At 72.4% G+C, this 25,133-nt stretch carries 24 protein-coding genes and 1 riboswitch; of the genes, 12 read left to right on the forward strand and 12 right to left on the reverse strand.

Annotated features, from left to right (window positions below; genetic code table 11):
* Positions 1–8: 8 nt before the first annotated feature.
* Together ACPOLB_RS18170 and ACPOLB_RS18175 are read left to right on the forward strand one after the other, a co-directional pair.
* Positions 9–1,091: a class I SAM-dependent methyltransferase gene (locus ACPOLB_RS18170; RefSeq protein ID WP_425257423.1), complete on the forward strand. Its 1,083-nt coding sequence runs from the start codon at positions 9–11 to the stop codon at positions 1,089–1,091.
* 10 nt (positions 1,092–1,101) lie between these two features.
* A complete protein-coding gene (locus ACPOLB_RS18175) occupies positions 1,102–1,293 on the forward strand; it encodes a DUF2905 domain-containing protein (protein ID WP_425257424.1) in 192 nt (63 codons plus the stop codon).
* On the opposite strand, the gene ACPOLB_RS18180 is transcribed toward ACPOLB_RS18175, so the two are convergent.
* From ACPOLB_RS18180 to ACPOLB_RS18200, 5 genes are all read right to left on the reverse strand, one after another.
* Complete coding sequence (locus ACPOLB_RS18180) at positions 1,256–2,557, reverse strand: multifunctional CCA addition/repair protein (protein ID WP_425257425.1); 1,302 nt, start codon at positions 2,555–2,557, stop codon at positions 1,256–1,258. The two genes, ACPOLB_RS18175 and ACPOLB_RS18180, sit on opposite strands and share 38 nt — an antisense overlap.
* A complete protein-coding gene (locus tag ACPOLB_RS18185) occupies positions 2,554–3,237 on the reverse strand; it encodes a glutathione S-transferase family protein (RefSeq protein ID WP_425257426.1) in 684 nt (227 codons plus the stop codon). Before ACPOLB_RS18185 ends, ACPOLB_RS18180 begins: the two co-directional genes overlap by 4 nt.
* Before the next feature lie 123 nt (positions 3,238–3,360).
* On the reverse strand, positions 3,361–4,311 hold the full coding sequence (locus ACPOLB_RS18190; protein WP_425257427.1) for a complex I NDUFA9 subunit family protein: 951 nt from the start codon (positions 4,309–4,311) through the stop codon (positions 3,361–3,363).
* Positions 4,312–4,316: 5 nt separating this feature from the next.
* Positions 4,317–6,296, reverse strand: coding sequence for a transglycosylase SLT domain-containing protein (locus tag ACPOLB_RS18195; RefSeq protein WP_425257428.1), 1,980 nt, complete (start codon positions 6,294–6,296; stop codon positions 4,317–4,319).
* Positions 6,297–6,340: 44 nt separating this feature from the next.
* Positions 6,341–7,297, reverse strand: a complete 957-nt coding sequence (locus ACPOLB_RS18200; RefSeq protein ID WP_425257429.1) for a LysR substrate-binding domain-containing protein — start codon at positions 7,295–7,297, stop codon at positions 6,341–6,343.
* 97 nt (positions 7,298–7,394) lie between these two features.
* Between ACPOLB_RS18200 and ACPOLB_RS18205 the strand changes: the two genes are divergently transcribed.
* The 3 genes from ACPOLB_RS18205 (at position 7,395) to ACPOLB_RS18215 (ending at position 11,312) form a co-directional block, all read left to right on the forward strand.
* Entirely contained in the window at positions 7,395–7,733 is a 339-nt protein-coding gene (locus ACPOLB_RS18205; RefSeq protein ID WP_425257430.1) for a DUF2917 domain-containing protein, read from the forward strand.
* Positions 7,734–7,794: 61 nt separating this feature from the next.
* Positions 7,795–8,394 (forward strand): 5-formyltetrahydrofolate cyclo-ligase, encoded by a 600-nt coding sequence (locus ACPOLB_RS18210; protein WP_425257431.1) that lies wholly within the window; start codon positions 7,795–7,797, stop codon positions 8,392–8,394.
* 128 nt (positions 8,395–8,522) lie between these two features.
* Complete coding sequence (locus ACPOLB_RS18215; protein WP_425257432.1) at positions 8,523–11,312, forward strand: S8 family serine peptidase; 2,790 nt, start codon at positions 8,523–8,525, stop codon at positions 11,310–11,312.
* On the opposite strand, the gene ACPOLB_RS18220 is transcribed toward ACPOLB_RS18215, so the two are convergent.
* The 4 genes from ACPOLB_RS18220 to ppk2 all read right to left on the reverse strand — a co-directional run bounded on the left by ACPOLB_RS18220 (position 11,282) and on the right by ppk2 (position 15,796).
* Positions 11,282–11,902 carry an OmpW/AlkL family protein gene (locus ACPOLB_RS18220; protein WP_425257433.1) on the reverse strand — a complete coding sequence of 207 codons (621 nt, stop codon included), beginning with the start codon at positions 11,900–11,902 and terminating at the stop codon, positions 11,282–11,284. The two genes, ACPOLB_RS18215 and ACPOLB_RS18220, sit on opposite strands and share 31 nt — an antisense overlap.
* Positions 11,903–12,037: 135 nt before the next feature.
* A complete protein-coding gene (gene metF / locus ACPOLB_RS18225) occupies positions 12,038–12,883 on the reverse strand; it encodes a methylenetetrahydrofolate reductase [NAD(P)H] (RefSeq protein WP_425257434.1) in 846 nt (281 codons plus the stop codon).
* Between the two features lie 141 nt (positions 12,884–13,024).
* Positions 13,025–14,452 carry an adenosylhomocysteinase gene (gene ahcY / locus ACPOLB_RS18230; protein WP_425257435.1) on the reverse strand — a complete coding sequence of 476 codons (1,428 nt, stop codon included), beginning with the start codon at positions 14,450–14,452 and terminating at the stop codon, positions 13,025–13,027.
* A gap of 78 nt (positions 14,453–14,530) precedes the next feature.
* Positions 14,531–14,604: riboswitch (S-adenosyl-L-homocysteine riboswitch) on the reverse strand.
* 16 nt (positions 14,605–14,620) lie between these two features.
* Entirely contained in the window at positions 14,621–15,796 is a 1,176-nt protein-coding gene (ppk2, locus tag ACPOLB_RS18235) for a polyphosphate kinase 2 (RefSeq protein WP_425257437.1), read from the reverse strand.
* A gap of 32 nt (positions 15,797–15,828) precedes the next feature.
* Between ppk2 and ACPOLB_RS18240 the strand changes: the two genes are divergently transcribed.
* Entirely contained in the window at positions 15,829–16,650 is an 822-nt protein-coding gene (locus ACPOLB_RS18240) for an HAD-IIB family hydrolase (RefSeq protein ID WP_425261945.1), read from the forward strand.
* Positions 16,651–16,657: 7 nt separating this feature from the next.
* On the forward strand, positions 16,658–17,326 hold the full coding sequence (locus ACPOLB_RS18245) for an NUDIX hydrolase (RefSeq protein WP_425257439.1): 669 nt from the start codon (positions 16,658–16,660) through the stop codon (positions 17,324–17,326).
* Between the two features lie 4 nt (positions 17,327–17,330).
* On the opposite strand, the gene ACPOLB_RS18250 is transcribed toward ACPOLB_RS18245, so the two are convergent.
* Together ACPOLB_RS18250 and ACPOLB_RS18255 are read right to left on the reverse strand one after the other, a co-directional pair.
* On the reverse strand, positions 17,331–18,419 hold the full coding sequence (locus ACPOLB_RS18250) for a DNA glycosylase AlkZ-like family protein (RefSeq protein WP_425257440.1): 1,089 nt from the start codon (positions 18,417–18,419) through the stop codon (positions 17,331–17,333).
* A gap of 15 nt (positions 18,420–18,434) precedes the next feature.
* A complete protein-coding gene (locus ACPOLB_RS18255) occupies positions 18,435–19,208 on the reverse strand; it encodes a hypothetical protein (protein ID WP_425257441.1) in 774 nt (257 codons plus the stop codon).
* Positions 19,209–19,301: 93 nt separating this feature from the next.
* Here ACPOLB_RS18255 and ACPOLB_RS18260 point away from each other — a divergent pair, with 93 nt between their 5' ends.
* A complete protein-coding gene (locus ACPOLB_RS18260) occupies positions 19,302–20,321 on the forward strand; it encodes a metallophosphoesterase (RefSeq protein WP_425257442.1) in 1,020 nt (339 codons plus the stop codon).
* Positions 20,322–20,378: 57 nt separating this feature from the next.
* Here the strand turns inward: ACPOLB_RS18260 and metK are convergent, their stop codons facing one another.
* Positions 20,379–21,560, reverse strand: coding sequence for a methionine adenosyltransferase (metK, locus tag ACPOLB_RS18265; protein WP_425257443.1), 1,182 nt, complete (start codon positions 21,558–21,560; stop codon positions 20,379–20,381).
* A gap of 208 nt (positions 21,561–21,768) precedes the next feature.
* Here metK and ACPOLB_RS18270 point away from each other — a divergent pair, with 208 nt between their 5' ends.
* The 4 genes from ACPOLB_RS18270 to ACPOLB_RS18285 all read left to right on the forward strand — a co-directional run bounded on the left by ACPOLB_RS18270 (position 21,769) and on the right by ACPOLB_RS18285 (position 25,133).
* Complete coding sequence (locus tag ACPOLB_RS18270; RefSeq protein ID WP_425257444.1) at positions 21,769–22,623, forward strand: lysophospholipid acyltransferase family protein; 855 nt, start codon at positions 21,769–21,771, stop codon at positions 22,621–22,623.
* The gene (locus ACPOLB_RS18275; RefSeq protein ID WP_425257445.1) at positions 22,620–23,513 is read left to right on the forward strand and encodes a lysophospholipid acyltransferase family protein; all 894 of its coding nucleotides are present in this window, start codon (positions 22,620–22,622) and stop codon (positions 23,511–23,513) included. Before ACPOLB_RS18270 ends, ACPOLB_RS18275 begins: the two co-directional genes overlap by 4 nt.
* An 8-nt stretch (positions 23,514–23,521) precedes the next feature.
* The gene (gene dapF / locus ACPOLB_RS18280) at positions 23,522–24,379 is read left to right on the forward strand and encodes a diaminopimelate epimerase (protein ID WP_425257446.1); all 858 of its coding nucleotides are present in this window, start codon (positions 23,522–23,524) and stop codon (positions 24,377–24,379) included.
* A 67-nt stretch (positions 24,380–24,446) separates the two neighbouring features.
* Positions 24,447–25,133: a DUF484 family protein gene (locus ACPOLB_RS18285; RefSeq protein WP_425257447.1), complete on the forward strand. Its 687-nt coding sequence runs from the start codon at positions 24,447–24,449 to the stop codon at positions 25,131–25,133.

Consider the following 25,133-nt stretch of genomic DNA (forward strand, 5'->3'; position numbering starts at 1 on the left):
TGCCGGCGATGGCCGACGCGGAACCCGACAGTTTATCGACGCTGCTGCGCCGGCGCATCGCGGCGGACGGCGGCTGGTGGCCCTTCGACCGCTTCATGGCCGCGGCACTCTACGAGCCCGGCCTGGGCTACTACAGCGGCGGCGACCGCCAGTTCGGCACGCTGCCGCAGTCGGGCAGCGACTTCGTCACCGCGCCCGAGCTGTCGCCGCTGTTCGGCGCCGCGCTGGCGCGCCAGGTGGCGCAGGCGCTGGGCGCGGCGGGCGCACGCGACGTGTACGAGTTCGGCGCCGGCTCGGGCGCGCTGGCGGCCCAGCTGCTGGCCGCGCTGCCGGCCGACGTGCGCTACCACGTGGTCGACGTGTCGGGCAGCCTGCGCGCGCGCCAGCAGCAGCGGCTGGCGGCGTGGGTGCCGCGGGTGCAGTGGCACGACCGGCTGCCGGACGCGATGCGCGGCGTGGTCGTCGGCAACGAGGTGCTGGACGCGATGCCGGTGCAGCTGCTGCACTTCGACGGCGGCGCGTGGCAGGAACGCGGCGTGGCGGTCGCGGACGACCGCTTCGTCTGGGCCGACCGCGCCACCGCGCTGCGCCCGCCGGTGGACACGGGTGTCGTGCCCGGCACCGTGACCGAGCTGCACGCACAGGCCGAGGCCTTCGTGCGCACGCTGGCCGACCGCCTGCACACCGGTGCGCTGTTCTTCATCGACTACGGCTTCCCCGAGGCCGAGTACCACCACCCGCAGCGCACGGGCGGCACGCTGATGTGCCACCAGGGCCACCGCGCCGATGCCGACCCGCTGGTCGACGTCGGCGCCAAGGACATCACCGCGCACGTCGACTTCACCGGCATCGCGCTCGCCGGCCAGGACGCCGGCCTGCAGGTGATCGGCTACACCAGCCAGGCGCACTTCCTGATGAACTGCGGCATCCTCGACCTGCTGCAGGGCGCCGACGTGCGCACCACGGCCAACACGCAGAAGCTGCTGACCGAGCACGAGATGGGCGAGCTGTTCAAGGTGATCGGCTTCGCCAAGGGCGTGTCGTTCGACCCGCTGGGCTTCACCCGCGGCGACCGCTGCCACACGCTGTGAGGCCGGTCGCATGCGCTGGCTGATCGTCTTCCTGCTGGCCTTCGTGCTGTTCAACGGGCTGCACGCCTGGCTGCGCAAGATGGGGCTGGGCAAGCTGCCCGGCGACCTGGAATTCCAGTGGCGCGGGCGGCCGTTCTACCTGCCCATCGCCAGCTCGCTGGTGCTCAGCCTGCTGGCGGGGCTGGTGGGGCTGCTGATCTGACGGGCTCGGCGCCGTCGCCCAACTCCGCCAGTCCCACCGTCAGGCCGGCCGCGATGGCCGCCGTGCGGGCCGCCTGCACCGCGGCACCGATGTCCGGGCCGCGCTGAGCGCGTTCTGCAGCCGCTGCGGCCACGGCGGCGGTGTCCACCGCCAGCGCGTCGCGCAGCACCGCAGCCAGCCGCGCGCGCTGCGGGTAGGGGCGGTCTTCCAGCCCGGTGCGGCCGCGCGCGTCGCATGCGCAGGCCAGCAGCACCTGCTCGAAGCGTTCGGGGCGGCGCAGCGCGTCGCAGCGCTCCAGCAGCCGCAGCAGTGCCGCGGCGCCCAGCGTGCCGCTGCGGTGGATGTTGCCGTGCTCGCGCGCCACCACGTCGGCCAGTTCGCGGCAGTCGCCGGGCACGCGCCAGCGTTCGCCCACGCGCCGCGCCAGGTGGGCGCTGCGGACTTCGTGGCCGATGTGGCGCGGCCACTCGGCCGGCGGCGTCGTGCCCTTGCCCAGGTCGTGCACCAGGCAGGCGTAACGCACCGGCAGCGGGGCCTGCAGCGCCGCGGCCTGGTCCAGCACCAGCATCAGGTGCAGGCCGGTGTCGACCTCGGGGTGGTGCTCGGGCGGCTGCGGCACGCCCCACAGCCGGTCCACCTCGGGCAGCAGCCGCGCCAGCGCGCCGCAGCCGCGCAGCACGTAGAACATGCGGCTGGGTCGCACCTCCATCAACCCGCGCGACAGTTCCTGCCACACACGTTCGGGCACCAGGTGGTCGACCTCGCCGCCGTCCACCATGTGCTCCAGCAGCGCCGCCGTCTCCGGCGCGATCGTGAAGTCGGGCCAGCGTGCGGCCAGGCGCGCCAGGCGCAGCAGCCGCACCGGGTCTTCGACGAAGGCCGGGCCGACGTGGCGGAACACGCGTGCCTGCAGGTCGCGGCGGCCGCCGAAGGGGTCGACCAGCGTGCCGTCGGCGGCCTGCGCCATCGCGTTGATGGTCAGGTCGCGGCGCGCCAGGTCCTGCTCCAGCGTCACGTCGGGCGCGGCGTGGAAGCTGAAGCCGTGGTAGCCGGGCGCCGACTTGCGTTCGGTGCGCGCCAGCGCCACCTCCTCGCCGGTCTCGGGGTGCAGGAAGACGGGAAAGTCGCGGCCGACCGGCTTGTAGCCCGCGTCCAGCAGCGCCTGCGGCGTGCTGCCGACGACGACCCAGTCGCGGTCGGTGGCGGGCTGGCCCAGCAGGGCGTCGCGCACGGCGCCGCCGACGACGTAGAACGTGCCCGTCATCGGTGGGGGCGGTAGGGTTCTTCGAAGTCCAGGTAGTCGGCCTCGGCCAGCGCGTCGGCGATCCAGTCGCGCACGCCGGGTGCTGCAGTCAGGCGCTCGACGTAGGCCTGTGTCGCGGCCGAGACCGGCAGCGCGTAGGTGCGCAGGCGCATCGCCACCGGCGCGTAGTAGGCGTCGACGGCACCGAAGTCGCCGAACAGGAACGGCCCGCCGCTGTCCCGCAGCGCCTCGGCCCACATGGCCTCGATGCGGGCCACGTTCCTGCGCACCGCGGGCTGCTCGGCCCAGATGCGCGCGCCGACCTCGGGCAGCGCCGCCTCGATGTTCATCGGGCAGTGGCTGCGCAGCGACCCGAAGCCGGCGTGCATCTCGGCGCACAGGCTGCGCGCACGCGCCCGGGCACGGGCATCGGCCGGCCACACGCCGCGCTCGGGGAACTGTTCGTGCAGGTACTCGGCGATGGCCAGCGTGTCCCAGACCGCGAAACCGTCGTGCACCAGCACCGGCACCGTGCCGGCGGGGCTGACGCGCGCGACGGCGCGGCGGAAGTCCGAGTCCTCGGCAAAGTCGAAGCGCAGCTTCTGTTCCTCGAACGGGATGCGCAGCGTGCGCATCAGCACCCACGGCCGCATCGACCACGAGGAGTAGTTCTTGTTGCCGATCACCAGTTGCAGCGCCATCGCAGGCCTCCTTGCCGTGCCGAACCCGTCAGGCCGACGATGCTAGCGGCGGGCTGCGCCGCGAGGGATGCAAGTTGCTGATCGGTGCGATGCGCGGCGCGACAGGGCAGGGCGGCGATGCCGTCAGCGCCGCGCCCCGGCGCGCCAGGGTTCCATGCGCGCACGGCCGAAGCGCCGGCCCAGGTACAGCGGCGCCACCGCCTCCATCGCGGTGGGCGTGATGCCCAGCGCCTGCAGCCCCGGCAGCGTGCCGGTGGCGACGTTGGGCACCTGCATCGAGTCGAGGTTGTCGCGCGACATCAGCGGCGTGCCCGGCAGCAGTTCCATCGCCAGCGCCTGCAGTCGGCCCACGGCCAGCGGCAGCGGGATCTGCGGTCGTTCGTGCCCCGCCCAGCGCCCGGCCAGGCGCACGAGTTCGCTCAGCGTGTAGACCTGCGGGCCGGTGGCCTCGTAGGTCTGGCCGATGCTGCCGCGGTCGTCGAGGCAGCGCACGATGGCCGAGGCGACGTCTTCCACCCACACCGGCTGGAAGCGCGCGCCGCCGCCGGCCAGCGGCATCACCGGCGCGATCGCCTGCAGCTGCGCGAAGGAGTTGAGGAAGCGGTCCTCGGTGCCGAAGATGACGCTCGGCCGCAGCACGCTGAGTTCCAGGCCCGCGGCCTGCAGCACGGCTTCGCCCTCGGTCTTGCTGCGCAGGTAGTGCGACGGCGCGCCCGGCCCCACGCCCAGCGCGCTGACGTGCACCAGCCGCCGCACGCCCACCGCGGCGCAGGCCGCCGCCAGCTGGCGCGGCAGCTCCACGTGCACCTGCTGGAAGGCCGCGGCGCTGCCATGCAGGATGGCCACCAGGTGCACCACCGCGTCGGCGCGCGCCAGCAGCTTCGCCAGCTGCGCCGGGTCGTGCACGTCGGCCTGCACCAGCTCGACCGTGGGCAGGGCGCGCACGCGGTCGCCGTGCGCCAGGCGGCGCGTGGGCACGACGATGCGGCCGGCGCTGCTGCGCTCGGCCAGCCGTTCGCAGACGGCGCGGCCGACGTAGCCGGTGCCGCCCAGGACGAGGATGTTGTCGGGCATGGTGGTCAGGGGATCTCGCGGTCGCTGAGGGGCGCTGCCGGGTCGCGCGGACCGATGGGCCCGCCCAGGCGCGACTTCAGCGTCGGCACCTGTCCGGTCAGCATCGCCCCATAGTAGACGGCGTTCGACAACACCTTCTTGACGTAGTCGCGGGTCTCGTTGAACGGGATGCTCTCCGCCCAGGCCGCGGTCTCGAACAGCCCGCCCTCGCGCCAGCGCCGGGGCCGGTTGGGGCCGGCGTTGTAGGCAGCCGCCGCCAGCGCCTGCGAGCCGCCGAAGTCGTCGAGCACGATCTTCAGGTAGCTGGCGCCCAGCGCGAGGTTGATGTCGCGGTCGGTGATCATCTCGGCGCGGTAGTCCATGCCGATCTTGCGTGCCGTCCAGCGTGCGGTGGCCGGCATGATCTGCATCAGGCCCGAGGCGCCCACGTGCGAACGCGCGTCCATGATGAAGCGCGACTCCTGGCGGATCAGGCCGTACATGTAGGCCGGATCGAGCCCGATCTCGCCGGCCTTGGCCAGCACCTCGCGGCGGAAGGGCATGGGGAAGCGCTGTGCCATGTCGACTTCGCTGCGCGTGCGGTCGCTGGTGTTGATGCAGCGGTCCCAGACCTCGCGTTCGCAGGCCAGTTGCGCCGCGGCCAGCAGTTCGCGGTCGCCCAGGCCGCGCAGCGTGAAGTTCCATTCGCGCACGCCTTCGCTGCGCAGTCCAAGCTGGATCAGTTGCAGCGCGCGCGCGAAGCCCGGCGTGCTGCGCGCGGCCAGGCGCTCGGCCTCGGTCAGCGGCAGCGGCCTGGCGGGCAGCACCACGCGCCCGCCCAGGTCCTCGGTGGCGAGCTTGCCGTAGAAGCTCATCTGCTGCGCCAGCCCTTCCAGCTGGGCCTTCGCCGCAGCGCGGTCGGCGTCGCCTTCGGTGCCCGGCGCGGCCAGCGCCTGCAGCGCGCGGGCGCGCCAGTAGACCCAGGCGTCGTTGCGCTGCTCGGCCGGGCTCATCGCGGCGATGGCCTGCTGCACCAGCGCCCAGCGGTCGGGCACGTCGGCCCGCAGTGCGGCACGCACCTGCCAGGCCAGCACGTCGTCGGACCAGGCCACCGTGGCCGGCGTGGCGCCCTCGGGCAGCGCGCGCCACGCGCTGCGGTAGAAGCCGGTGGCCTCGGGCAGCAGCCTGAACGCGGCCTGCCGGGCCGTCACGCCCCAGGCCAGCGCGTGGCGCTGGGGGCCCAGGCGGCGGCGCCAGTCGGGCAGCGCGGACGCTGCCGCCGCGGGGTCGGCGGCAGCCTGGCGCAACAGCGCCACGAGCGCCAGGTCGGGGTCGGCCGGCTTCTTCGCCAGAGCCTTCGCCGGGTCGGCGAAGATCTCCTCGACCGCGCGCGCGGTCGCCGACCCCAGCACGCCGGCCGCAGCCCGGGCGGCCCGCGGGCGTCCGTACTCGGCCGCCACGCGCACGGTGGCCCACACGTCCTCGGCCTTGAAGCGCCCGCTGTCCAGCAGCGTGGCGGCCAGCAGCGTGCAGCCATCGTCGGCGTCGCGCTGCGCGGCCCAGGTGCTGCGCGCCGCGACTGCCACGTCCTGCCCGGCCTGGTGCTGGGTCAGCAGCTGGTAGCAGGTGACCTCGCGGTCGTCGTTCATCTTGAAGCGCGGCATGTCGCGCACGAAGTTGGCCCAGTCGCGGCGGCGGCCCAGCTCCAGCAGCCAGTCGTTGCGCAGCCGGTCTTCGACATACGTGCCCGACCAGCGCGCGTAGAAGGCCTCGACCTCCTCGGGGCGCGCCTCCTGCAGGCGGTTGCCGAGCTCCCAGTACTCGACCCACTGCGCGAGCGGGTGGCGCGCGAAGTTGACGGCCGTGCGCAGCGTGTCGAGGCGGGCGCGGTCGCGCTTGTTGAGCGCCTCGCGGGCTTCGACGACGAGGTCGTCGGTGGTCTGCGCGCGGGCCACGCCGGGCAGCAGCGCGGCCAGCACGGTGGCGGCGATGAGGGCGGTTCGCATGGTGGTCACTGTAGGGTCCCGGGCCGACGGCCGTTGCAACGAATTTAGCGCAGGCCCAAGGCCATTTCCGCTGTCTGGTCGGCCAGCGCCTGGCGCGTGGCCGCGGCCTGCGCCAGCACCCAGGTCTCGAAGGCGGCGATCTCGGGCCGCTCGCGCCGCGCCGGCCAGCGCACCAGCCAGTACGCGTAGGGGCTGGTGATGCGGCCCGCGGGTCCGAAGGGCTCGATCAGCTCGCCGCGCGCCAGCGACTCGCCCACCAGCGCCAGCCGCGCCAGCGCCACGCCCTGGCCGGCCAGCGCAGCCTGGATCTGCTGGTAGGTGAAGTTCAGGTACAGCCAGCCGCGCGGCTCCAGCTGCGGCATCGCGTTCAGGCGCAGCCAGTGGCGCCAGCTCAGGTACTCGACGCTCGCCAGCGGCGCGTCCTCCTCCAGCAGCGTGTGCTGGGCGAGGTCGGCCGGGCGGCGCAGACCGCGCAGCGACGGGCTGGCCACCGGCGTCAGCACTTCGCCGAACAGCAGGGTCGAGCCGGGCGGCGCGTCGTCGGGGTGGCAGTAGCGCAGCGCCAGGTCGAGCTCGGGATCGTCGGGGTCGGCGATGACGTCGTTGGCCGACAGCCGGATGTCGATGCCCGGGTGCAGGTGCTGGAACTCCTGCAGCCGCGGCAGCAGCCACAGCGACGCGAAAGACGCGAAGGTCGTCAGCGACACGCTCTGGCGGCCGCGTGCGGTGCGGATCTGCCGCACCGTGGCGTCGAGCCGGTCGAGCAGCGGCGCCACCGAGCGCAGCAGCGACTCGCCCGCGCCGGTCAGTTCCACGTGCCGCGTGCCGCGCAGGAACAGCGGTGCGCCGAGTTCGTCTTCGAGCGCACGGATCTGGCGGCTGACCGCCGGCTGGGTGAGGTGCAGTTCCTCGGCCGCGCCGCGGAAGCTGAGCCGCCGCGCCACGGCCTCGAAGGCGCGCAGGGTGCCGACGGCGAGTGGTCGCTGGCGAGGTCGATTCATGCTCGGATGTTATCAATACAGAACCCAATCGTGATTGGACCGGAAGCCACCTGCTGCAGAAAATAGCTGCACTTCACTGCGAAAGACGAGGCCGGCGATGTCCACCACCACCATGACGCCTGTGCATCAAAGCGCGCCCTGGGAATGGGCGCTGGAGCCGCGCACGGCCACCCGCCTGCCGGCGGCGCCGGTCGTGCGCTGGCTGCTCGTGACCACCGGCCGGGTGTGGCTCACCCGCTCGGGCGCCGGGTTGGCCGGCGGCGACGTCTGGCTGCAGACCGGCGAGCGCCACCCGCTGCCCGCCGGCAGCGAGTGGGTGCTGGAAGGCTGGCCGGCCGCCCGCGTGGCGCTGCTGGAGGTGCCGCAGCGTGCCAGCTCCCCGGCGGCGCGCTCCTGGCGCGCACGCTGGCCCGCGCCGGTGCTGCACGCGGCCTGAGGCGGTCGCGCGCCGCCGCGGCGCGTGCCGCGCGGCGTGGCCCAGGCTGCACAATGACGGCATGACCTTGCCCTTCACGCTGTCGTTGGAGCCCTCGCGCGACAAGAAGCTGCTGCGCAAGCAGCTGCAGGCCGAGCGGCAGTCGCTGGTCGACCGCCACCAGCGCTCGGTGCACCTGCAGGAAGTGCTGCGGGTGTGGCTGGTGGGGCGCCAGGAGACGACGATCGGCGCCTACTGGCCGATCAAGGGCGAGTTCGACGCGCTGCCGGCGCTGTACCGCTGGAGCGAAGGCGGGCCCGAGCGGCGCATCGGCCTGCCGGTGATCGACCGCGACACGAAGCAGCTGGACTTCCATGTCTGGTACCCCGGCTGCCCGATGGAAGAGGACGCCTACGGCATCCCCAAGCCCAAGGACACCGAACGCTTTCGCCCGCAGCTGCTGCTGGTGCCCTGCGTCGGCTTCGGGCCCGGCGGCCTGCGCCTGGGCTACGGCGGGGGCTTCTACGACCGCACCCTGGCCGCGCTGGACCCGCCCCCGGTGACGGTGGGCGTGGGCTACGCGCACGGTTTCGTGCCCTGGCTGGAAGCCGAGCCGCACGACGTGCCGCTGGACGTGGTGCTGACCGAGGACGGCGTGCACTGGCAGCACCCCGCGGTCTGAAGCGTGCGAAGTTCGCCACGCGCCCATCTTCCTTGGGATGGGCCGGCACGGGGCGCTGGTTAGCATCTGCCGATCGGGGTGCGCCCGCACCGGACAGCTGCACCCCCCGAACCCGCAGGAGACGGCGCATGACGACGACGACCCCCCAGCAACGCTGGTCGCAGCTGGCCCTGGCCTTCGCGGCAGTGGCGACTGCCACGCTCACGGCCTGCGGCGGGGGCGGCGGCGGCGCCACGCCCCCGCCGCCTCCGCCGCCCCCGCCGCCGGCGGGCGTGACGATCGGCGGCACGCTGTCGGTGGCCGCCAACCTGGTGCTCGACAGCGACACCAACGACCCCAACCAGGCACCGCGCCGCGACAACGACTTCGGCACGTCGCAGCCCATCACCGCGTCGAGCCAGGTGCTGGGCACCGTGAACCTGCCGGGCGCCGGGCCCGCCGGCGCCAGCACGGCGCTGGGCGACGAATACGACACCTACACCGTCACGCTGGGTGCCGGCCAGACGCTGGAGCTGGACTTCACGGCCGACCCCGACGTCAACGACGTCGACCTCTACGTGCTGCAGGAGATCGGCGGTGCGCTGAACATCGTGGGCGAGTCCATCGGCACCAGCGCCAGCGAGTGCATCACGATCAGCAGCCCCGGCGCGTACACGATCGCGGTCAACGCCTTCGACGGTGCCTCGCTCTACAACCTGCGGGTCACCGCCGCCGGTGCCACCAGCAGCTGCCTGAACGCCACCACCAGCGCCGCCGTGGCGCAGCGTGTGCGCCCGGGCGAGCTGGTGGTCGGCCTGCGCGCCGACAGCGCGAAGGCGGTGCGTGCCGGCGCGCAGCTGGCCGGACGCCCGCTGCGCGTGCAGCGCGGGGCCGTCGCCGCCGGTCGGCTGGCGCTGCTGGCACTGGACGACGGCGCCGCGCCGCGTGCACGGACCCAGGGGGCCGCCGCCTCGCGCGCCGCGCGGCTGCAGCACGTGGGTGCCGACTCGCGCCGCCTGCTCGACACCATCGCGCAGGCCAAGCAGCTGCGCGCCAGCGGCGCCTTCGACCAGGTCATGCTCAACCGCGTGCTGCACGCCAGTGCGCTGGTCGGCACCTTCCCGCCGAACGACCCGCGCTACCCGCTGCAACGCTGGCACTACGAGCAGATCGCGCTGCCCGCCGCGATGCAGCGCCTGGCCGGCCTGGCCGTGCAGCCGACCGTGCGGCCCATCGTCGCCGTCATCGACACCGGCATCGTCACCGACCACCCCGACCTCGCGCCGCAGCTGGTGCCGGGCTTCGACTTCATCTCCAGCGCGGCCTCGGCCGGCGACGGCAACGGCATCGACAACAACCCCGACGACCTGCGCGTGCCCGACTCGCAGCCCTCCTTCCACGGCACGCACGTGGCCGGCACGGTGGCCGCCTCCACGTTCGACGGCAGCGGCGCAGCCGGCGTCGCGCCGATGGCGCACATCATGGGCCTGCGCGTGCTGGGCGAAGGCGGCAGCGGCAGCTTCTTCGACATCGCCGAGGCCATCCGCTATGCCAGCCGCCAGGCCAATGTGTCGGGCCAGCTGCCGGCGCGGCGCGCCGACGTCATCAACCTCAGCCTGGGGGCCTCGGGCGTGGCCTGCGACAACGACAGCGCGCAGCTGTTCGCCAGCGTGCGCGCGGCCGGCACCCTGATCGTCGCGGCCACCGGCAACGAATCGAACCGGCCGGCAGGGCAGATCACCGACGTCGGCTACCCGGCCAACTGCCCCGGCGTGCTCGCAGTGACGGCCACCGATCCGCAGCGCGGCATCGCGCCCTACGCCAACACCGGCGCCACCGTGGCGATGGCGGCGCCGGGCGGCGACATGCGCACCAGCACCACCGGCACCGGCCAGCCCGACGGCGTGTACAGCACGCTGGCCACGTTCGACGGCAGCGGCAGCCGCGTGCCCACGTTCGGCGTGTTGCAGGGCACCTCGATGGCGACTCCGCACGCCGCGGGCGTGCTGGCCCTGATGCGCTGGGTGCACCCGGCCATCACGCCGGCGCAGGTCGACACGCTGCTGGCGCAAGGCGCGCTGACCGACGACGTCGGTCCCGCCGGCCGCGACAACAACCACGGCTGGGGCGTCATCAACGCCAGCAAGGCCGTGCAGGCCGCGCTGACGCTGCGCGACGGCACCGCGCCGCCCAGCACCGGCGTGCTCGAAGCCCAGCCCAGCGCGCTGGACTTCGGCGCCGCGGCGACGGCGCTCGACTTCACCGTGCGCGCCACCGACACCACGACCGAGCGGGTCACGGCCACGAGCACCAGCAACGCCGCCGTCACGGTGGCGCCGGTGGCCGTGGACACCGCCACCGGCCTGGGCAGCTACCGCATCACGGTCAACCGCAGCCTGCTGGCCGAAGGCGTGGTCACGCCCACGGTCACGGTGCAGACCACCGCCCGCACGCTGACGGTGGCGCTGAGCATCGAGAAGCGCGCGCCCGGCAGCACCGTGGGCGGCGACCTCGGGCCGGTCTACGTGCTGGTCTACGACGGCGACAGCGGCGACTTCATCGAGCAGGTGACCGTGGCCGCGCCGACCGGCGGCACCTACCGCTACAGCCTGGCCGGCGTGACGGCCAGCAAGATCGTCGTCGTCGCCGGCACCGACTACGACAACGACGGCATCATCTGCGCGCGGGGCGAGGCCTGCGGCGCCTATCCGGTGCTGGGCGCGCAGGTGACGCCGGTCACGCTGACGGGCAACCGCAACGACCTCGGCTTCGTGCTGTCGCCGGTGGGCGCGGGCAACGTGCAGGGCGCGGGGTTGAGCCTGCAGACCACGCCAGCAACGACAACGGCGGCGGGCACCGCTGCGCCGGCCGCCGTGGTGCTGCCGGGCCGGCGCCCGGCCGCGGGCGATCAGAACCGCTTGCCGAAACCCACGCTGTAGAGCATCGGATCGACCTTGAAGGTGCCGGCCTTCGTGCCGAACGACGACACGTCGGTCTCGATCTGCACCTTCTTCAGGTTGGCGCTGAACAGCCAGCCGCCGCCCACCGGCACGTCGATGCCGGCGCCCAGCGCCAGGCCGACGCTGTTCTTCTTGATGGTGGGCCGCAGCGTCGCCTGCACGGCCGGCGTGAACTCGACATCGGAGAAGCGGGTGTAGTTCAGGCCCACGCCGACGTAGGGCCGCACCGGCAGGCCGGTGAAGTGGTACTGGAACGACAGCGTCGGCGGCAGGTGCTTGAGCGAGCCGATCTCGGTGCCGTTGGAGTAGATCGTGTGCTTCTGCGGGTAGGTCAGCACCAGCTCCAGCGCCAGGTTGGACGTCAGGAAGTAGCTGATGTCGAACTCGGGAAAGGTCTTGTTGTCGACCGTGAGCCCGAGACCGGTGCTGTCCTTGTTGGCGGAGTCCAGGTACAGCGCGTGCGCACGCACGATCCAGTCACCGGTGTCCTGTGCCTGGGCGGGGAGGGCGGCGGCCAGGGCAGCAGCGGCTGCAGTGGCATGGGCCAGCGTGATCCAGGTCTTCTTCATGGGGGAACTCCTCAGGTTCTTTGCAATGGGCCACATGGCCTGGTCGCATTGAACCCGCGGGGTGCCACCCTTGTATTGCGCCGCAGCAAAACGCGCAGCGGCCATGGCACGTGCGCGCCATGGTCTTGATCTGGCTCAGACCTGCGGCAGGGCGCCCAGGCGGCGGCAGACTTCCAGCGACAGCGCCGACTGGTTCAGCGTGTAGAAGTGGATGCCCGGTGCGCCGCCGGCCACCAGCCGCTCGCACAGGCGGGTGACGACCTCCAGGCCGAAGGCGCGCACGCTCGCGGCGTCGTCCAGGAAGCCTTCCATCTTCAGCGCCACCCAGCGCGGGATCTCGATGCCGTCGCGCGCCGCGAACTGCGCGATCTTCGCGTAGTTGTGGATGGGCATGATGCCCGGCACGATGGGCGCCGTGACCCCCAGCCTGCGCACTTCATCGACGAAGTGGAAGTAGGCGTCGGGGTTGAAGAAGAACTGCGTGATCGCGCTGTCGGCGCCGGCCCGGACCTTGGCCGCGAAGTGTTCCAGGTCCTTCTTCGCGTAGCGCTGCTGCGGGTGGTACTCGGGGTAGGCCGCGACCTCGATGTGCCAGTCACTGCCCTGCTCGGCGCGGATGAAGTCGATCAGGTCGGCCGCATACCGGAACTCGCCCGCGACCGCCGTGCCGCTGGGCAGGTCGCCGCGCAGTGCCACGAGGCGCCGGATGCCCTGCGCGCGGTAGGTGGCCAGGATCTCGCGGATGCCGTCCCGCGTGCTGCCCACGCAGCTCAGGTGCGGTGCCGCATCGAAGCCCAGCGCCGCGATGTCCTGCACCGTGGCCAGCGTCTTGTCGCGCGTGGCGCCGCCGGCACCGTAGGTGACGCTGAAGAACTCCGGCCGCACCGCCGCCAGGTCGGCCACCACCGTCTTCAGCTTGTCGCTGCCGACGGGGGTGTTGGGCGGGAAGAACTCGAAGCTGATGGGAACGCTGCCCGTCATGGCCGCCTCCGGATCGTCGATGGAAAAACGGCCCACGCGCACAGCGCGGGGCCGACATCAAGCAACCGTCGCGGATCCGGCTCTGCCGGTCCGCCGACGGTGCCCCCTGGGGGGAGGCGGCCGCAGGCCGCTCCGGGGGGGTCAATACCGATAGGTATCGGCCTTGTACGGACCGGCCTTGCTGACGCCGATGTACGCGGCCTGCGCGTCGGTCAGCTCGGTCAGCATGGCGCCGACCTTCTTCAGGTGCAGGCGCGCGACCTTCTCGTCCAGGTGCTTGGGCAGCACGTAGACCTTGCCCGACTCGTACGCCTCGGGGCGCGTGAACAGCTCGATCTGCGCGATGGTCTGGTTGGCGAACGACGAGCTCATCACGAAGCTGGGGTGGCCGGTGCCGCAGCCCAGGTTCACCAGGCGGCCCTTGGCCAGCATGATGATCTTCTTGCCGTCGGGGAAGACCACGTGGTCCACCTGCGGCTTGATCTCGTCCCAGGTGCAGTCGGCCAGCGCCGCCACGTCGATCTCGTTGTCGAAGTGGCCGATGTTGCAGACGATGGCCTGGTCCTTCATCGCTTCCATGTGCTTGCGCGTGATGACGCTCAGGTTGCCGGTGGCCGACACGAAGATGTCGGCCTTGTCGGCGGCGTACTCCATGGTCACGACCTTGTAGCCTTCCATCGCGGCCTGCAGCGCGTTGATGGGGTCGATCTCGGTCACCCACACCTGGGCGCTCAGCGCGCGCAGGGCCTGGGCCGAGCCCTTGCCCACGTCGCCGTAGCCGGCGACCACGGCCACCTTGCCGGCGATCATCACGTCGGTGGCGCGCTTGATGGCGTCGACCAGGCTCTCACGGCAGCCGTAGAGGTTGTCGAACTTGCTCTTGGTGACGCTGTCGTTGACGTTGATGGCGCGGAACATCAGCGTGCCCTTGGCACTCATCTCGTTCAGGCGGTGCACGCCGGTGGTCGTCTCTTCGGTCACGCCGATGATCTGCGCGCCCTTGCGGCTGTACCAGGTGGGGTCCACCGCCAGCTTGGCCTTGATGGCGGCGAAGAGGATGGTCTCTTCCTCGCTGCCCGGCTTGTCGAGCACGCTGATGTCGGTCTCGGCCTTCTTGCCCAGGTGCATCAGCAGCGTCGCGTCGCCGCCGTCGTCCAGGATCATGTTGGGGCCTTCGTGCTGGTCACCCTTGGTGCCGAACTCGAAGATGCGGTGCGTGTAGTCCCAGTAGTCCTTCAGCGTCTCGCCCTTGTAGGCGAACACCGGCGTGCCCTTGGCTGCCAGCGCGGCGGCGGCGTGGTCCTGCGTGCTGAAGATGTTGCAGCTGGCCCAGCGCACGTCGGCACCCAGCGCCTGCAGCGTTTCCACCAGCACGGCGGTCTGGATGGTCATGTGCAGCGAACCGGTGATGCGCGCGCCGCGCAGCGGGCGGACGGCCGCGAACTCTTCGCGGATGGCCATCAGACCGGGCATCTCGGTCTCGGCGATCTTGATTTCCTTGCGGCCCCAGTCGGCCAGCGACAGGTCGGCCACGGCGTGGTCGTGCAGGGGTTTGAGAACAGCGTTCATCGTCAGGCTCCGTACAGATGTGGAACCCGCAAGACCGGCGTTGGGGAGACAACAAAAACTCACCCACGACGCTGGTCGTGCAGGTGAGCGCGGTTGCAAGTGGGGATCTCCGAGCCTGGCCTCATGCAGAGGTTGCAACGCTCCTCGAAGAACCTGCGAATTCTAGCCTCAAGCGTCCTGGTCCTGTGCGCCGCCGGTCGTGAACTCGTCCGCGCCGAAGCTCGCCAGCGCCGCCCGGCCCACGATCAGGCTGTCCACGGCGCCGATGGCGGCGCCATCGCGCTTGGTGTACGGCAGGCGGTGCAGCAGGTAGCGCAGCGCGTTGAGCCGCGCGCGCTTCTTGCAGTCCGACTTGATCACGGTCCAGGGCGCGTCCGAGGTGTCGGTGTGCAGGAACATCGCCTCCTTGGCCCGGGTGTAGTCGTCCCACTTGTCGAGGCTGGCCATGTCGATCGGGCTCAGCTTCCACTGCTTCAGCGGGTGCGCCTCGCGTTCCTTGAAGCGCCGCCGCTGCTCGCCGCGGCTGACCGAGAACCAGAACTTGAACAGGTGCACCCCGCTGCGCACCAGGTGCCGTTCGAACTCGGGGGCCTGGCGCATGAACTCGTCGTACTCGGCGTCGGTGCAGAAGCCCATCACGCGTTCGACGCCGGCGCGGTTGTACCAGCTGCGGTCGAAGAGCACGATCTCGCCGCGCGTGGGCAGGTGTTCGATGTAGCGCTGGAAGTACCACTGGCCGCGTTCGATCTCGCTGGGCTTCTCCAGCGCCACCACCCGCGCGCCGCGCGGATTCAGGTGTTCCATGAAGCGCTTGATGGCGCCGCCCTTGCCGGCGGCGTCGCGGCCCTCGAACAGGATCACGACCCGCTGGCCGGTGTCCTTCACCCAGGCCTGCAGCTTCAGCAGTTCCACCTGCAGCCGGTACTTCTGGCGCTCGTAGTTGCGCCGTGACATCAGGTTCCTGTACGGGTAGCCGCCGTCGCGCCAGCCGGGCACCAGTTCCAGGTCGGGGTCGATGCCGTCGGCCGCCGGGGCAGACTGCGCGCGCTCGAACAACAGCCGCCGCAGCGCCTTGGCCTCGTCGGGCGAGGCGCCGCCCACCAGCGCCTGCAGCTCGCGCAGCCAGTCGCCGGGGCCGCCGTCGCCGCGCGCGTGGCTGGCGAGCACGTCGCCCAGCGCCATCGCCGCCACCGTCTGGGTGCGCTCGGTGGCGCGTGCCAGCTGGCTGGTCTCGAGGGCGGCCGCGCCGAGTGCCGGCGCGACGTCGCCGCGCACCACGCGGCGCGCGCGCCGGGGCGGCAGCGGCCGGGCGGTGGGGGGGCTTGCGGCAGAATCCTTGGCCATGGCGGTGCAGGGATGACAGTGTGATGACAACCATGATCGGCAGTGCGTCCGCCCCGCACCTTGACGGCTGTCAATCGCAGCCGCTGCACACGGCCGCGCTGGCCGGCGTGCTGGGCGTGATGACCGACATCGACGACACGCTCACCGCCGACGGCCGGCTCGACCCTCCTGCGGCCGAGGCCCTGGCCGCGCTGCACGCCGCTGGCGTGCCCGTGATCGCCATCACCGGCCGGCCGCAGGGCTGGAGCGAGCCGTTCGCGCTGCAGTGGCCGCTGCGGGCCATCGTGGCCGAGAACGGCGCGGTGGCGCTGATCCCCGACGGCCGCGGCGGGCTGCAGATCGAGTACGCGCAGGACGCCGCCACGCGCGCGGCGAACGCGCTGCGCCTGCAGGCGGCCGCGGCGCGCGTGCTGCGCGCGGTGCCCGGTGCGCGGCTCGCCACCGACAGCCCCGGCCGCGTCACCGACATCGCCATCGACCACAGCGAGTTCAACCATCTGGACGACGCCGCCATCGCGCAGGTGGTGGCGCTGCTGCGCGAAGACGGCCTCACGGCCACCGTGAGCTCGATCCACGTCAACGGCTGGTTCGGCACCCACACCAAGCTGAGCGCGGCGCACTGGATGCTGCAGCGGCTGTTCGGCCGCGCACTCGCGCCCGAGCAGCACCGCTGGGTGTACGTGGGCGACTCCACCAACGACCAGGCGATGTTCGGCGCCTTCCCGCTGAGCGTGGGCGTGGCCAACCTGATGCGCTTCGCGCCGCAGCTGCACACCTGGCCGGCCTTCATCACGCAGGGCGAACGCGGCGCCGGCTTTGCCGAAGTCGCGCAGGCCGTGCTGGCGGCGCGCTGAGCGGCCCGTGGACCGGTCCCTGCGCAACGACGCCGACTTGCGCGCGCAGATCGCCGCGCGGCTGCAGGGTTTCGCCGTGCAGCCCGCGGCCAGCGCCGAGCGCCGCGCCGCGGTGGCCGTGGTGGTGGCCGACGCCGGCTTCGGCCCCGACCTGCCCGGCCTGCCGCAGCACACGGCGTGGAGCGACGCCGGCGCGCTGCTGCTGACGCGCCGTGCCGAGAGCATGCGCCAGCACGCCGGCCAGTGGGCGCTGCCCGGCGGCCGCATCGACGCCGGCGAGACGCCCGAGGCCGCGGCGCTGCGCGAGCTGCACGAAGAGATCGGCCTGCACCTGGACGGCACGGCCGTGCTCGGGCGGCTCGACGACTACGTCACCCGCTCGGGCTATGCCATCACGCCCGTGGTGCTGTGGGCCGGCGCGGCAAGCGACCTGCAGGCCAACCCCGAGGAGGTGGCGTCCATCCACCGCATCCCGTTCAGCGAGTGGCTGCGCGCCGACGCGCCGATCCTGGAGACCACGCCGCACAGTGCGCACCCGGTGCTGAAGATGCCCGTGGGCCGCGCGTGGATCGCGGCGCCCACCGCGGCCATCGTCTACCAGTTCCGCGAGCTCTGCCTGCTGGGCCGGCCGACACGCGTGGCGCACTTCGACCAGCCGGCGTTCGCCTGGCGGTAGCGCCTCAGCCGACGCCCAGGAAGGCGGCCATGCGGCCCAGTTCGTCGTCGAGCGCGGTGCGGAAGGCGGCGCTGCGTGGCGCCCGGCCGGCCACGAAGCCGAGCGCGGGCACCAGCGTGCCCTGCTGCACCGTCAGGTTGCCCCAGCCGATGACCTGCGTGCCCCACAGCAGCGGCAGCGCGTAGTAGCCGCGCACGCGTTTCGGAGCCGGCGTGTAGGCCTCGAAGCGGTAGGCCCAGCCCCACAGCAGCTCGAAGCGGCGGCGGTCCCAGACGATGGGGTCGAAGGGCGCGAGCAGGCGCACGGCGTCGTCGGGCGCGTGGCGGCACGACGATGGCTGCTCGCCTGCAGGCCAGAGCCAGGTGACGCCGTCCACCACCGCCTGCGGCAGCCGCGCCTTGGCACGCGCCAGGGCGGCGGCGCGCTGGTCGGTCCACTGCGGCGCGGCGGCGCGCAGGTGCGACACCAGCTCGGAGAAGCTGCGCAGCGGCAGCGGCGCGTACTTGCGCAGGATCAGGTCGACCAGCGCGTCGAGCGCCGCGGCGGGGTCGGTGGCGTCGTGCGTGTCGCGCGCGGCGTACAGGCGCACGCCGCCGTCGCGCCCGGCCACGCGCAGCAGCCCGCGGTAATGCATGCCGTCGAGCAGCTGCGTGCTGGCCCGGCCATTGCCGCCGAACCAGTTGCGCGTGGTGCCGTGGTCGAAGGCCGCATCGACCTCGCGCGGGTGCACCACGCCGCGTGCGCGCACGAACTCCAGCACGGCGTGCGCCTGCGCCCAGCGTGTCTTCGGCCACGGGGTGCGTGCCGTGCGCGGGTGCATCAGCTGCTGCGTGGCGCGCGGCAGGAAGCCGTAGTTGACGAAGAAGTCCTCCTCGACGGCCAGCCGCGGGTAGCGCCGCTCCAGGTCGCCGGCGCGGTAGCCGCGCACGCGGTGGCGCAGCGTCAGGTCTTGCGCCCGCGCCGGGGCGCGGATCGGGTCGGCCTGCACGAAGCCCAGCCGGGTGATGGCCTGCGGCAGCGAGGTTGGCGCGAACAGGGTGCGCGCCACCGCGTGGCGGCGCAGGTCGTCGAGCGTGGGGGTGCGTGTGGGCATCGATGCAGGCAGGACTCAGCGCCGCGCGGCACGCACTTTCGGCAGCCGCCGGAAGCCGCCCGGCTGCAGCAGGGCGACCTCGCCCAGCGCCACGTCGCGCTGCATCGCCACCACCAGCGCGGGTGCGTCGCTGCGGTCCTGCACGCCGCGCAGCGTGTCGCAGGCGTAGCGGTTGCAGATGTCCGAGCGCATCGCTTCGGGCAGCGTGCAGCCGTCGCGGCCGTGGTGGCAGCAGCTGCGCGCGACGTGCCAGCGCGGCAGGCGTTCGGCGTAGGCCGCGGCGGCTTCGGCAGCGCTGCGCCCGGGGTGGCGCGCCATCCAGCGCCGCAGCAGTTCGGCGGTGACGAAGCCGTGCGTGCCGGCGCCGTAGCGGCAGCAGCGGCCGCCGCAGAACCCGCACAAGGCGCCGGCCAGCGGCGTGCTGCCGTCGGACAGGACCGGCGCGCCCTGCGGCGGTTGCGGATCGGCATCGACCTCGGCCGCCAGACGCGCCAGGTGCGCCAGCTGCGCGCGGCGCACCGCGGCGGGCAGCTGCACCAGCTCGGTGGCGTGTCGCTCCAGCCACAGCACCGGCACGTCGGCCACGGCGGGCTGCTGCCAGCGCTGCGCGGCACGTGCGCGCTGCGCGGCCAGCGTGGCGTCGCGGCGCTGGCGTGCCCGTTCGCGGGCGGCCAGGCGCTGGCAGTCCAGGCGCTGGCAGATGTCGCCGCGCAGCCGCTGCAGCGCGGTGAGCACCGTGCTGCACAGCCGGCACTGCATCGGTTGCCAGCGGGTGGCGGCGGTGTTCATCGCTGCAAGGCTAGCGTGGCCGCTGGCCGGCGTCACGCGCCGGTCACCGCCAGTCCCTAACGTGCAGCCACCCCCACCCGAGGACTTGACCCGATGAAGCACCTGCACCACTGGGCCGGGCTGTTCGCCCTGGCCGCCAGCGCCGCCTGCGCACAGACGCCGCCCGACGTCGGCACGGCCGCGCTGCCGCTGTCGATCGCGCTCGTCGGCGACCTGCCGTACAGCAGCGCGCAGCTGCCGCAGTTCGACGCGCTGGTCGACCACATCAACGCCGACCGCAGCGTGCGCCTGGTGCTGCACGTGGGCGACGTGAAGGGCGGCGGCGAGCGTTGCGACGACGCGCTGCTGCAGCAGCGCCAGGCGCAGATCCAGCGTGTGCGCACGGCCGTGGTCTACACCCCCGGCGACAACGACTGGACCGACTGCCACCGCCCCAACAACGGCAGCTACCTGCCGACCGAGCGCCTGTCGTTCCTGCGCCAGCTGTTCTTCCCGAAGCCGGGCCTGAGCGGCGGCCAGCGGCCGATCCGTGTCGAGACGCAGAGCAGGCAGCCGGGCTACGCCGACTTCGTCGAGCACCAGCTCTTCGTGCGCAGCAACGTCGTCTTCGCGGCGCTGCACGTGGTGGGCAGTGCGAACAACCTCGCCCCCTGGACCGGCTACGACGCCAGCGACAGCACGGCGGCACCGCGCGCCGACCGCATCGCCGAGGTCGAGGCGCGCCGCGCCGCCACGCTGGCGTGGATCGACCGCGCCTTCGAGGAAGCCGCCAGCCGCCAGGCCGCCGGCGTCGTGCTGTTCTGGCAGGCCAACCCGGGCATCGACAAGCTCGCCGGCGACCCGCTGCGCACCGGCTTCGAGGAGGTGCTGGCCCGGGTGAAGGAGCGGTCGCTGGCGTTTGCCAGGCCGGTGCTGCTGCTGCACGGCGACAACCACGAACTGATCGTCGACCAGCCGCTGGTGCGCGACGCCGAGCCGGCGCCGAAGGTGCCGAAGTTCCAGCGTGTGCAGGGCATCGGCAGCCCGCGCATGCACTGGGTGAAGATCGACATCGACCCGCGTTCGCCGGCCTTGTTCTCGATCACGCCGCAGTGGGTGCCGGGCAATCCCTGAGAACCCAGTCCCCACCCCGGCCCCGGCGCACGCGCTCGACATGCGCCGGGGGCAGGCTCACAGCCCGGCGGCGGCCCGCAGCGCGGCAGCCTTGTCCGTGCGTTCCCACGTGAATTCCGGCTCCTCGCGGCCGAAGTGGCCGTAGGCGGCGGTCTTCTGGTAGATCGGGCGCAGCAGGTCCAGCATCTGGATGATGCCCTTGGGACGCAGGTCGAAATGCTCGGCCACCAGCGCGGACAGCTTGTCGTCGCTGATGACGCCCGTGCCTTCGGTGTAGACCGTGATGTTCATCGGCCTGGCAACGCCGATGGCGTAGGCCACCTGCACCTGGCACTGGCGCGCCAGGCCGGCGGCGACCACGTTCTTGGCCACGTAGCGGGCGGCGTAGGCGGCCGAGCGGTCCACCTTGCTCGGGTCCTTGCCGCTGAAGGCGCCGCCCCCGTGCGGGCAGGCGCCGCCGTAGGTGTCGACGATGATCTTGCGGCCCGTCAGGCCGCAGTCGCCCTGCGGGCCGCCGACGACGAAGCGGCCGGTCGGGTTGATCAGGTACTTGGTGTCCTTGGTCAGCCAGTCCTTGGGCAGCACCGGCTTGATGATCTCCTCGCGCACCGCCTCGTAGAAGGCGTCGGTCATCTTGTGGCCCAGGCTGTACTCGGGCGCGTGCTGGGTGCTCAGCACCACGGTGTCGATGCTGTGCGGCTTGCCGTCGACGTAGCGCATCGTGACCTGGCTCTTCGCATCGGGGCGCAGGAAGGGCAGGCGCCCGTCCTTGCGCAGCTGCGCCTGGCGCTCGACCAGCCGGTGCGCGTAGTAGATCGGCGCGGGCATCAGCTCGGGCGTCTCGTCGCAGGCATAGCCGAACATCAGGCCCTGGTCGCCGGCGCCGGTGTTCAGGTGGTCGTCGGACGCGTGGTCCACGCCCTGGGCGATGTCGTTGGACTGCTTGTCGTAGCAGACCATCACCGCGCAGCCCTTGTAGTCGATGCCGTACTCGGTGTTGTCGTAGCCGATGCGCTTGATGGTGTCGCGCGCGACCTGGATGTAGTCGACGTGCGCGTTGGTCGTGATCTCGCCGGCCAGCACCACGAGGCCCGTGTTGCACAGTGTCTCGGCGGCGACGCGGCTGCGCGGGTCCTGCTGGAAGATCGCGTCGAGGATCGCGTCGGAGATCTGGTCGGCCACCTTGTCGGGGTGACCTTCGGAGACGGATTCGGAAGTGAAGAGGAAGTCGTTCGCCACGGGGAAGAAGCTCCGGTTGGTTGCACTGATCGCGTCGTCGCCTGTTCAGTTGCCTGGAGCCGCGGCGAACGCTTTAGCGGTTTTGTTGAACCTGCACCACACCGTGGCACCGGTCCGGCGGGAAGCTGCAAACCATTCGGTAAGCTCGGCCCCGCGGTCGCCCCGCAAGTTGTCCTGTTAACTCGGCGACGCGCGAATTATACGAAGCATGTTGTTGTTGGTCCGATGGCTGGCGGGGCGGTCCCTGCGCTTTTTGCACGCTCTGGGTGCGCTTCTGGGCTGGGCGGGCTATGCCTTCTCGCCCAGCTACAGGCGCCGGCTCGACGCCAACGCCGCGCTGGCGGGCCTGGGCGCTGCCGAGCGCCGCGCGGCCGTGGCCGAAGCCGGCAAGCTGGTGGCCGAACTGCCGCGGCTGTGGCTGCGCCCGCGCGACCGCGCGATCGACGACCCGGTGCGCTGGGAGGGCGAGGCGCTGCTCGACGAGCTGCTGGCACGTGGCAAGGGCCTCGTGCTGCTGACCCCGCACATGGGCAGTTTCGAGGTCTCGGCCCAGGCCTACGCCGAACGCTTCGGCGCACGCCAGCCCATCACCGTGCTGTACCGCCCCGCGCGCCAGGCCTGGCTGCGTGACCTGGAAGAAACCGCCCGTGCCCGGCCGGCGCTGGCCACCGCGCCGGCCACGCTGGCCGGCGTGCGCCAGATGCTGCGCGCGCTGAAGAAGGGCGAGACGGTGGGCCTGCTGCCCGACCAGGTGCCGCCCGATGGCCTGGGCGTGTGGGCCCCGTTCTTCGGCCAGCCCGCGTACACGATGACGCTGGCCGCGCGCCTGGTGCAGCAGACCGGCGCCGCGGTGGCCGTGCTGGTGACCGAGCGCCTGCCGCGCGGCGCCGGCTACGTGGTGCGCGCGCTGCCGCTGTCCGAGCCGCTGCCCGCGCAGGCCGACGACGCCGCCAGCGCCGCGGCCATCAACCGCGCGATGGAGGCGGTGATCCGCCTGCGGCCGGCGCAGTACCTGTGGGGCTACCACCGCTACAAGGCGCCGCGCCAGGTGGAGGCTGCATGACGCTGGCCGCCCGCCTCTTGCTGGGCCTGGTCTGGCTGCTGCACTGGCTGCCGCTGCCGGTGCTGGCGGCCGTGGGGCAGGGCCTGGGCGCGCTGCTGCACCTGTTCGGGCGCAGCCGCCGCGCGGTGGCGCTGCGCAACCTCGAACTGTGCCTGCCCGAGCTGCCCGCCGCCGAGCGCGCCCGCATCGTGCGCCAGCAGTTCGGCTGGCTCGGACGCAGCCTGCTCGAACGCGGCCTGCTCTGGTACGCCAGCCCGGCGCGGCTGAAGCGCCTGATCCACGTCGAAGGCGACGTGCACCTCGCCGAGACCAGCCCGCAGCCGGTGATGTGGCTCGTGCCGCACTTCATGGCGCTGGACGTGGCGGGCGCCGCGACGCAGCTGTTCCAGCAGCAGTGGGTGGCCTCGATCTACCAGGCGCAGAGCAATCCCGTGCTCGACGCCGCGATGCGCCGCGGCCGCCTGCGCTTCGGTGGCGGCGAGGTCTTCGCACGCCAGGAAAGCGCGCTGCCGCTGGTGCGTGCGGTGAAGAAGAAGAAGGCTGCGTTCTTCAACCTGCCCGACATGGACTTCGGCGCGCGCGACGCCGCCTTCGTGCCCTTCTTCGGCGTGCCCGCGGCCACGCTGCTGGCGCCCTCCCGGCTGGCGCGGTCGCTGCAGATGCGCGTGCAGCCGGTGCTGGCCGAGATGCTGCCCGGCGGCCGCGGCTACCGCGTGCGCTTCCTGCCCGCCTGGACCGACTGGCCCAGCGCCGACGCCGAAGCCGACGCGCTGCGCATGAACCAGTGGATCGAGAGCGAGATCCGCCGCAACCCGTCGCAGTACCTGTGGGTGCACAAGCGCTTCAAGACCCGGCCGCCGGGCGCGCCACCGCTGTACCCGGGCGGATAATCCGCCGCATGCAACTGAAGTTCACCAAGATGCACGGCGCGGGCAACGACTTCGTCGTGCTCGACGGCACCCGTGCACCGATCGCGCTCGACGCCGTGCAGGTGCGGCGCCTGGGCGACCGCCGCTTCGGCATCGGCGCCGACCAGATCCTGGTCGTCGAGCGCACCGACACGCCGGGTGTCGACTTCCGCTACCGCATCTTCAACAGCAGCGGCGACGAGGTCGAGCATTGCGGCAACGGCGCGCGCTGCTTCGTGCGCTACGTGCACGACAAGGGCCTCACCGACAAGCGCACCATCCGCGTCGAGACCGTCAACAACCTGCTCACCCTGACGCTGCAGCCCGACGGCCGCGTCACGGTCGACATGAACCGGCCGGTCTTCGACCTCGACAGCGTGCCGTTCGACGCCCGCGGCCTGCAGCCGCGGCTGGTCGGGCCGGCGGGCGGCGGCTTCGAGCTCTGGCCGCTGGCCGACCTGGGCGTGGAAGTTGCGGTGCTGTCGATGGGCAACCCGCACGCCGTGCAGCGCGTGGACGACGTGCGCACCGCGCCCGTGGCCACGCTGGGCCCGCAGATCGAGCAGCACGTGCGCTTCCCGCGCCAGGTGAACGCCGGCTTCCTGCAGGTGGTCTCGCGCACCGAGGTCAACCTGCGCGTGTACGAGCGCGGCGCCGGCGAGACCCTGGCCTGCGGCACCGGTGCCTGCGCGGCGGTCGTCGCCGGCATCCGGCTGGGCTGGCTGGACCGGCAGGTCGAGGTGCACACGCGCGGCGGCGACCTGCAGATCGCCTGGCCGCACGACGACGCCAGCGTGCTGATGACCGGCCCGGCGACCACCGTCTTCGAAGGAGAGATCACGCTATGAACCACGCAGCTGTCCCGGCGGCATCTTCCGCACGGCGCCCGGTGCACGGCCTGCGGAGGGCCGCCCCGTGAGCGGCATCCAGGGCATCACCGAGGCCGACATCGCCGACTACCTGGCCAACACGCCGGGCTTCTTCGAGCGCCACGCCGAGCTGCTGGGCAGCGTGCAGCTGACCAGCCCGCACGGGCAGCGCGCCGTCTCGCTGCAGGAGCGGCAGATGGAAATGCTGCGCGAGCGCATCAAGGGCCTCGAGATGAAGATCGTCGAGATGATCCGCAACGGCCAGGAGAACGTGGCCATCGCCGACCGCCTGCACCGCTGGACGCGCACGCTGTTCCTCACCGCCGAGGCGCATGCGCTGCCGCAGACGCTGGTGTACGAGCTCAAGCACCAGTTCCTGATCCCGCAGGCGGCGCTGCGCCTGTGGGGCGCCGACGCGTCGTTTGCCGACCGGCCGTTTGCAGCGCCGGTCAGCGACGACGTCAAGAGCTTCGCCGACAGCCTGAGCCTGCCCTACTGCGGCGCCAACGCCGGCTTCGAGGCGGTGGAGTGGGTCGAAGACCCGGGCACCGTGCAGTCGGTGGCACTGATCCCGCTGCGCGGCGGCGAGGCCGGCGCCAGCTTCGGCCTGCTGACGCTGGGCTCGCCCGACCCCACGCGCTACGCGGCCGAGATGGGCACCGAGTTCCTGATGCGCATCGGCGAGGTCGCCAGCGCCGCGCTGTCGCGGCTGCTGCGGCCGGCCGCCGCCTGA

It is taken from the genome of Rubrivivax soli (genome assembly GCF_049810355.1).
Taxonomy (GTDB): domain Bacteria; phylum Pseudomonadota; class Gammaproteobacteria; order Burkholderiales; family Burkholderiaceae_C; genus Rubrivivax.

Bases quoted from the DNA above. Each gene is read 5' to 3' on its own strand.
- ACPOLB_RS18200 (WP_425257429.1), bottom strand. From the start codon at position 7,297: ATGAATCGACCTCGCCAGCGACCACTCGCCGTCGGCACCCTGCGCGCC.
- ACPOLB_RS18190 (WP_425257427.1), bottom strand. From the start codon at position 4,311: ATGCCCGACAACATCCTCGTCCTGGGCGGCACCGGCTACGTCGGCCGC.
- ACPOLB_RS18220 (WP_425257433.1), bottom strand. From the start codon at position 11,902: ATGAAGAAGACCTGGATCACGCTGGCCCATGCCACTGCAGCCGCTGCT.
- ACPOLB_RS18250 (WP_425257440.1), bottom strand. From the start codon at position 18,419: ATGCCCACACGCACCCCCACGCTCGACGACCTGCGCCGCCACGCGGTG.
- ACPOLB_RS18185 (WP_425257426.1), bottom strand. From the start codon at position 3,237: ATGGCGCTGCAACTGGTGATCGGCAACAAGAACTACTCCTCGTGGTCG.
- ACPOLB_RS18175 (WP_425257424.1), top strand. From the start codon at position 1,102: ATGCGCTGGCTGATCGTCTTCCTGCTGGCCTTCGTGCTGTTCAACGGG.
- ahcY (WP_425257435.1), bottom strand. From the start codon at position 14,452: ATGAACGCTGTTCTCAAACCCCTGCACGACCACGCCGTGGCCGACCTG.
- ACPOLB_RS18260 (WP_425257442.1), top strand. From the start codon at position 19,302: ATGAAGCACCTGCACCACTGGGCCGGGCTGTTCGCCCTGGCCGCCAGC.
- ACPOLB_RS18195 (WP_425257428.1), bottom strand. From the start codon at position 6,296: ATGCGAACCGCCCTCATCGCCGCCACCGTGCTGGCCGCGCTGCTGCCC.
- ACPOLB_RS18270 (WP_425257444.1), top strand. From the start codon at position 21,769: ATGTTGTTGTTGGTCCGATGGCTGGCGGGGCGGTCCCTGCGCTTTTTG.
- ACPOLB_RS18210 (WP_425257431.1), top strand. From the start codon at position 7,795: ATGACCTTGCCCTTCACGCTGTCGTTGGAGCCCTCGCGCGACAAGAAG.
- ACPOLB_RS18240 (WP_425261945.1), top strand. From the start codon at position 15,829: ATGATCGGCAGTGCGTCCGCCCCGCACCTTGACGGCTGTCAATCGCAG.
- ACPOLB_RS18180 (WP_425257425.1), bottom strand. From the start codon at position 2,557: ATGACGGGCACGTTCTACGTCGTCGGCGGCGCCGTGCGCGACGCCCTG.
- ACPOLB_RS18215 (WP_425257432.1), top strand. From the start codon at position 8,523: ATGACGACGACGACCCCCCAGCAACGCTGGTCGCAGCTGGCCCTGGCC.
- metF (WP_425257434.1), bottom strand. From the start codon at position 12,883: ATGACGGGCAGCGTTCCCATCAGCTTCGAGTTCTTCCCGCCCAACACC.
- ACPOLB_RS18170 (WP_425257423.1), top strand. From the start codon at position 9: ATGGCCGACGCGGAACCCGACAGTTTATCGACGCTGCTGCGCCGGCGC.
- ppk2 (WP_425257437.1), bottom strand. From the start codon at position 15,796: ATGGCCAAGGATTCTGCCGCAAGCCCCCCCACCGCCCGGCCGCTGCCG.
- ACPOLB_RS18205 (WP_425257430.1), top strand. From the start codon at position 7,395: ATGTCCACCACCACCATGACGCCTGTGCATCAAAGCGCGCCCTGGGAA.
- ACPOLB_RS18255 (WP_425257441.1), bottom strand. From the start codon at position 19,208: ATGAACACCGCCGCCACCCGCTGGCAACCGATGCAGTGCCGGCTGTGC.
- dapF (WP_425257446.1), top strand. From the start codon at position 23,522: ATGCAACTGAAGTTCACCAAGATGCACGGCGCGGGCAACGACTTCGTC.
- ACPOLB_RS18275 (WP_425257445.1), top strand. From the start codon at position 22,620: ATGACGCTGGCCGCCCGCCTCTTGCTGGGCCTGGTCTGGCTGCTGCAC.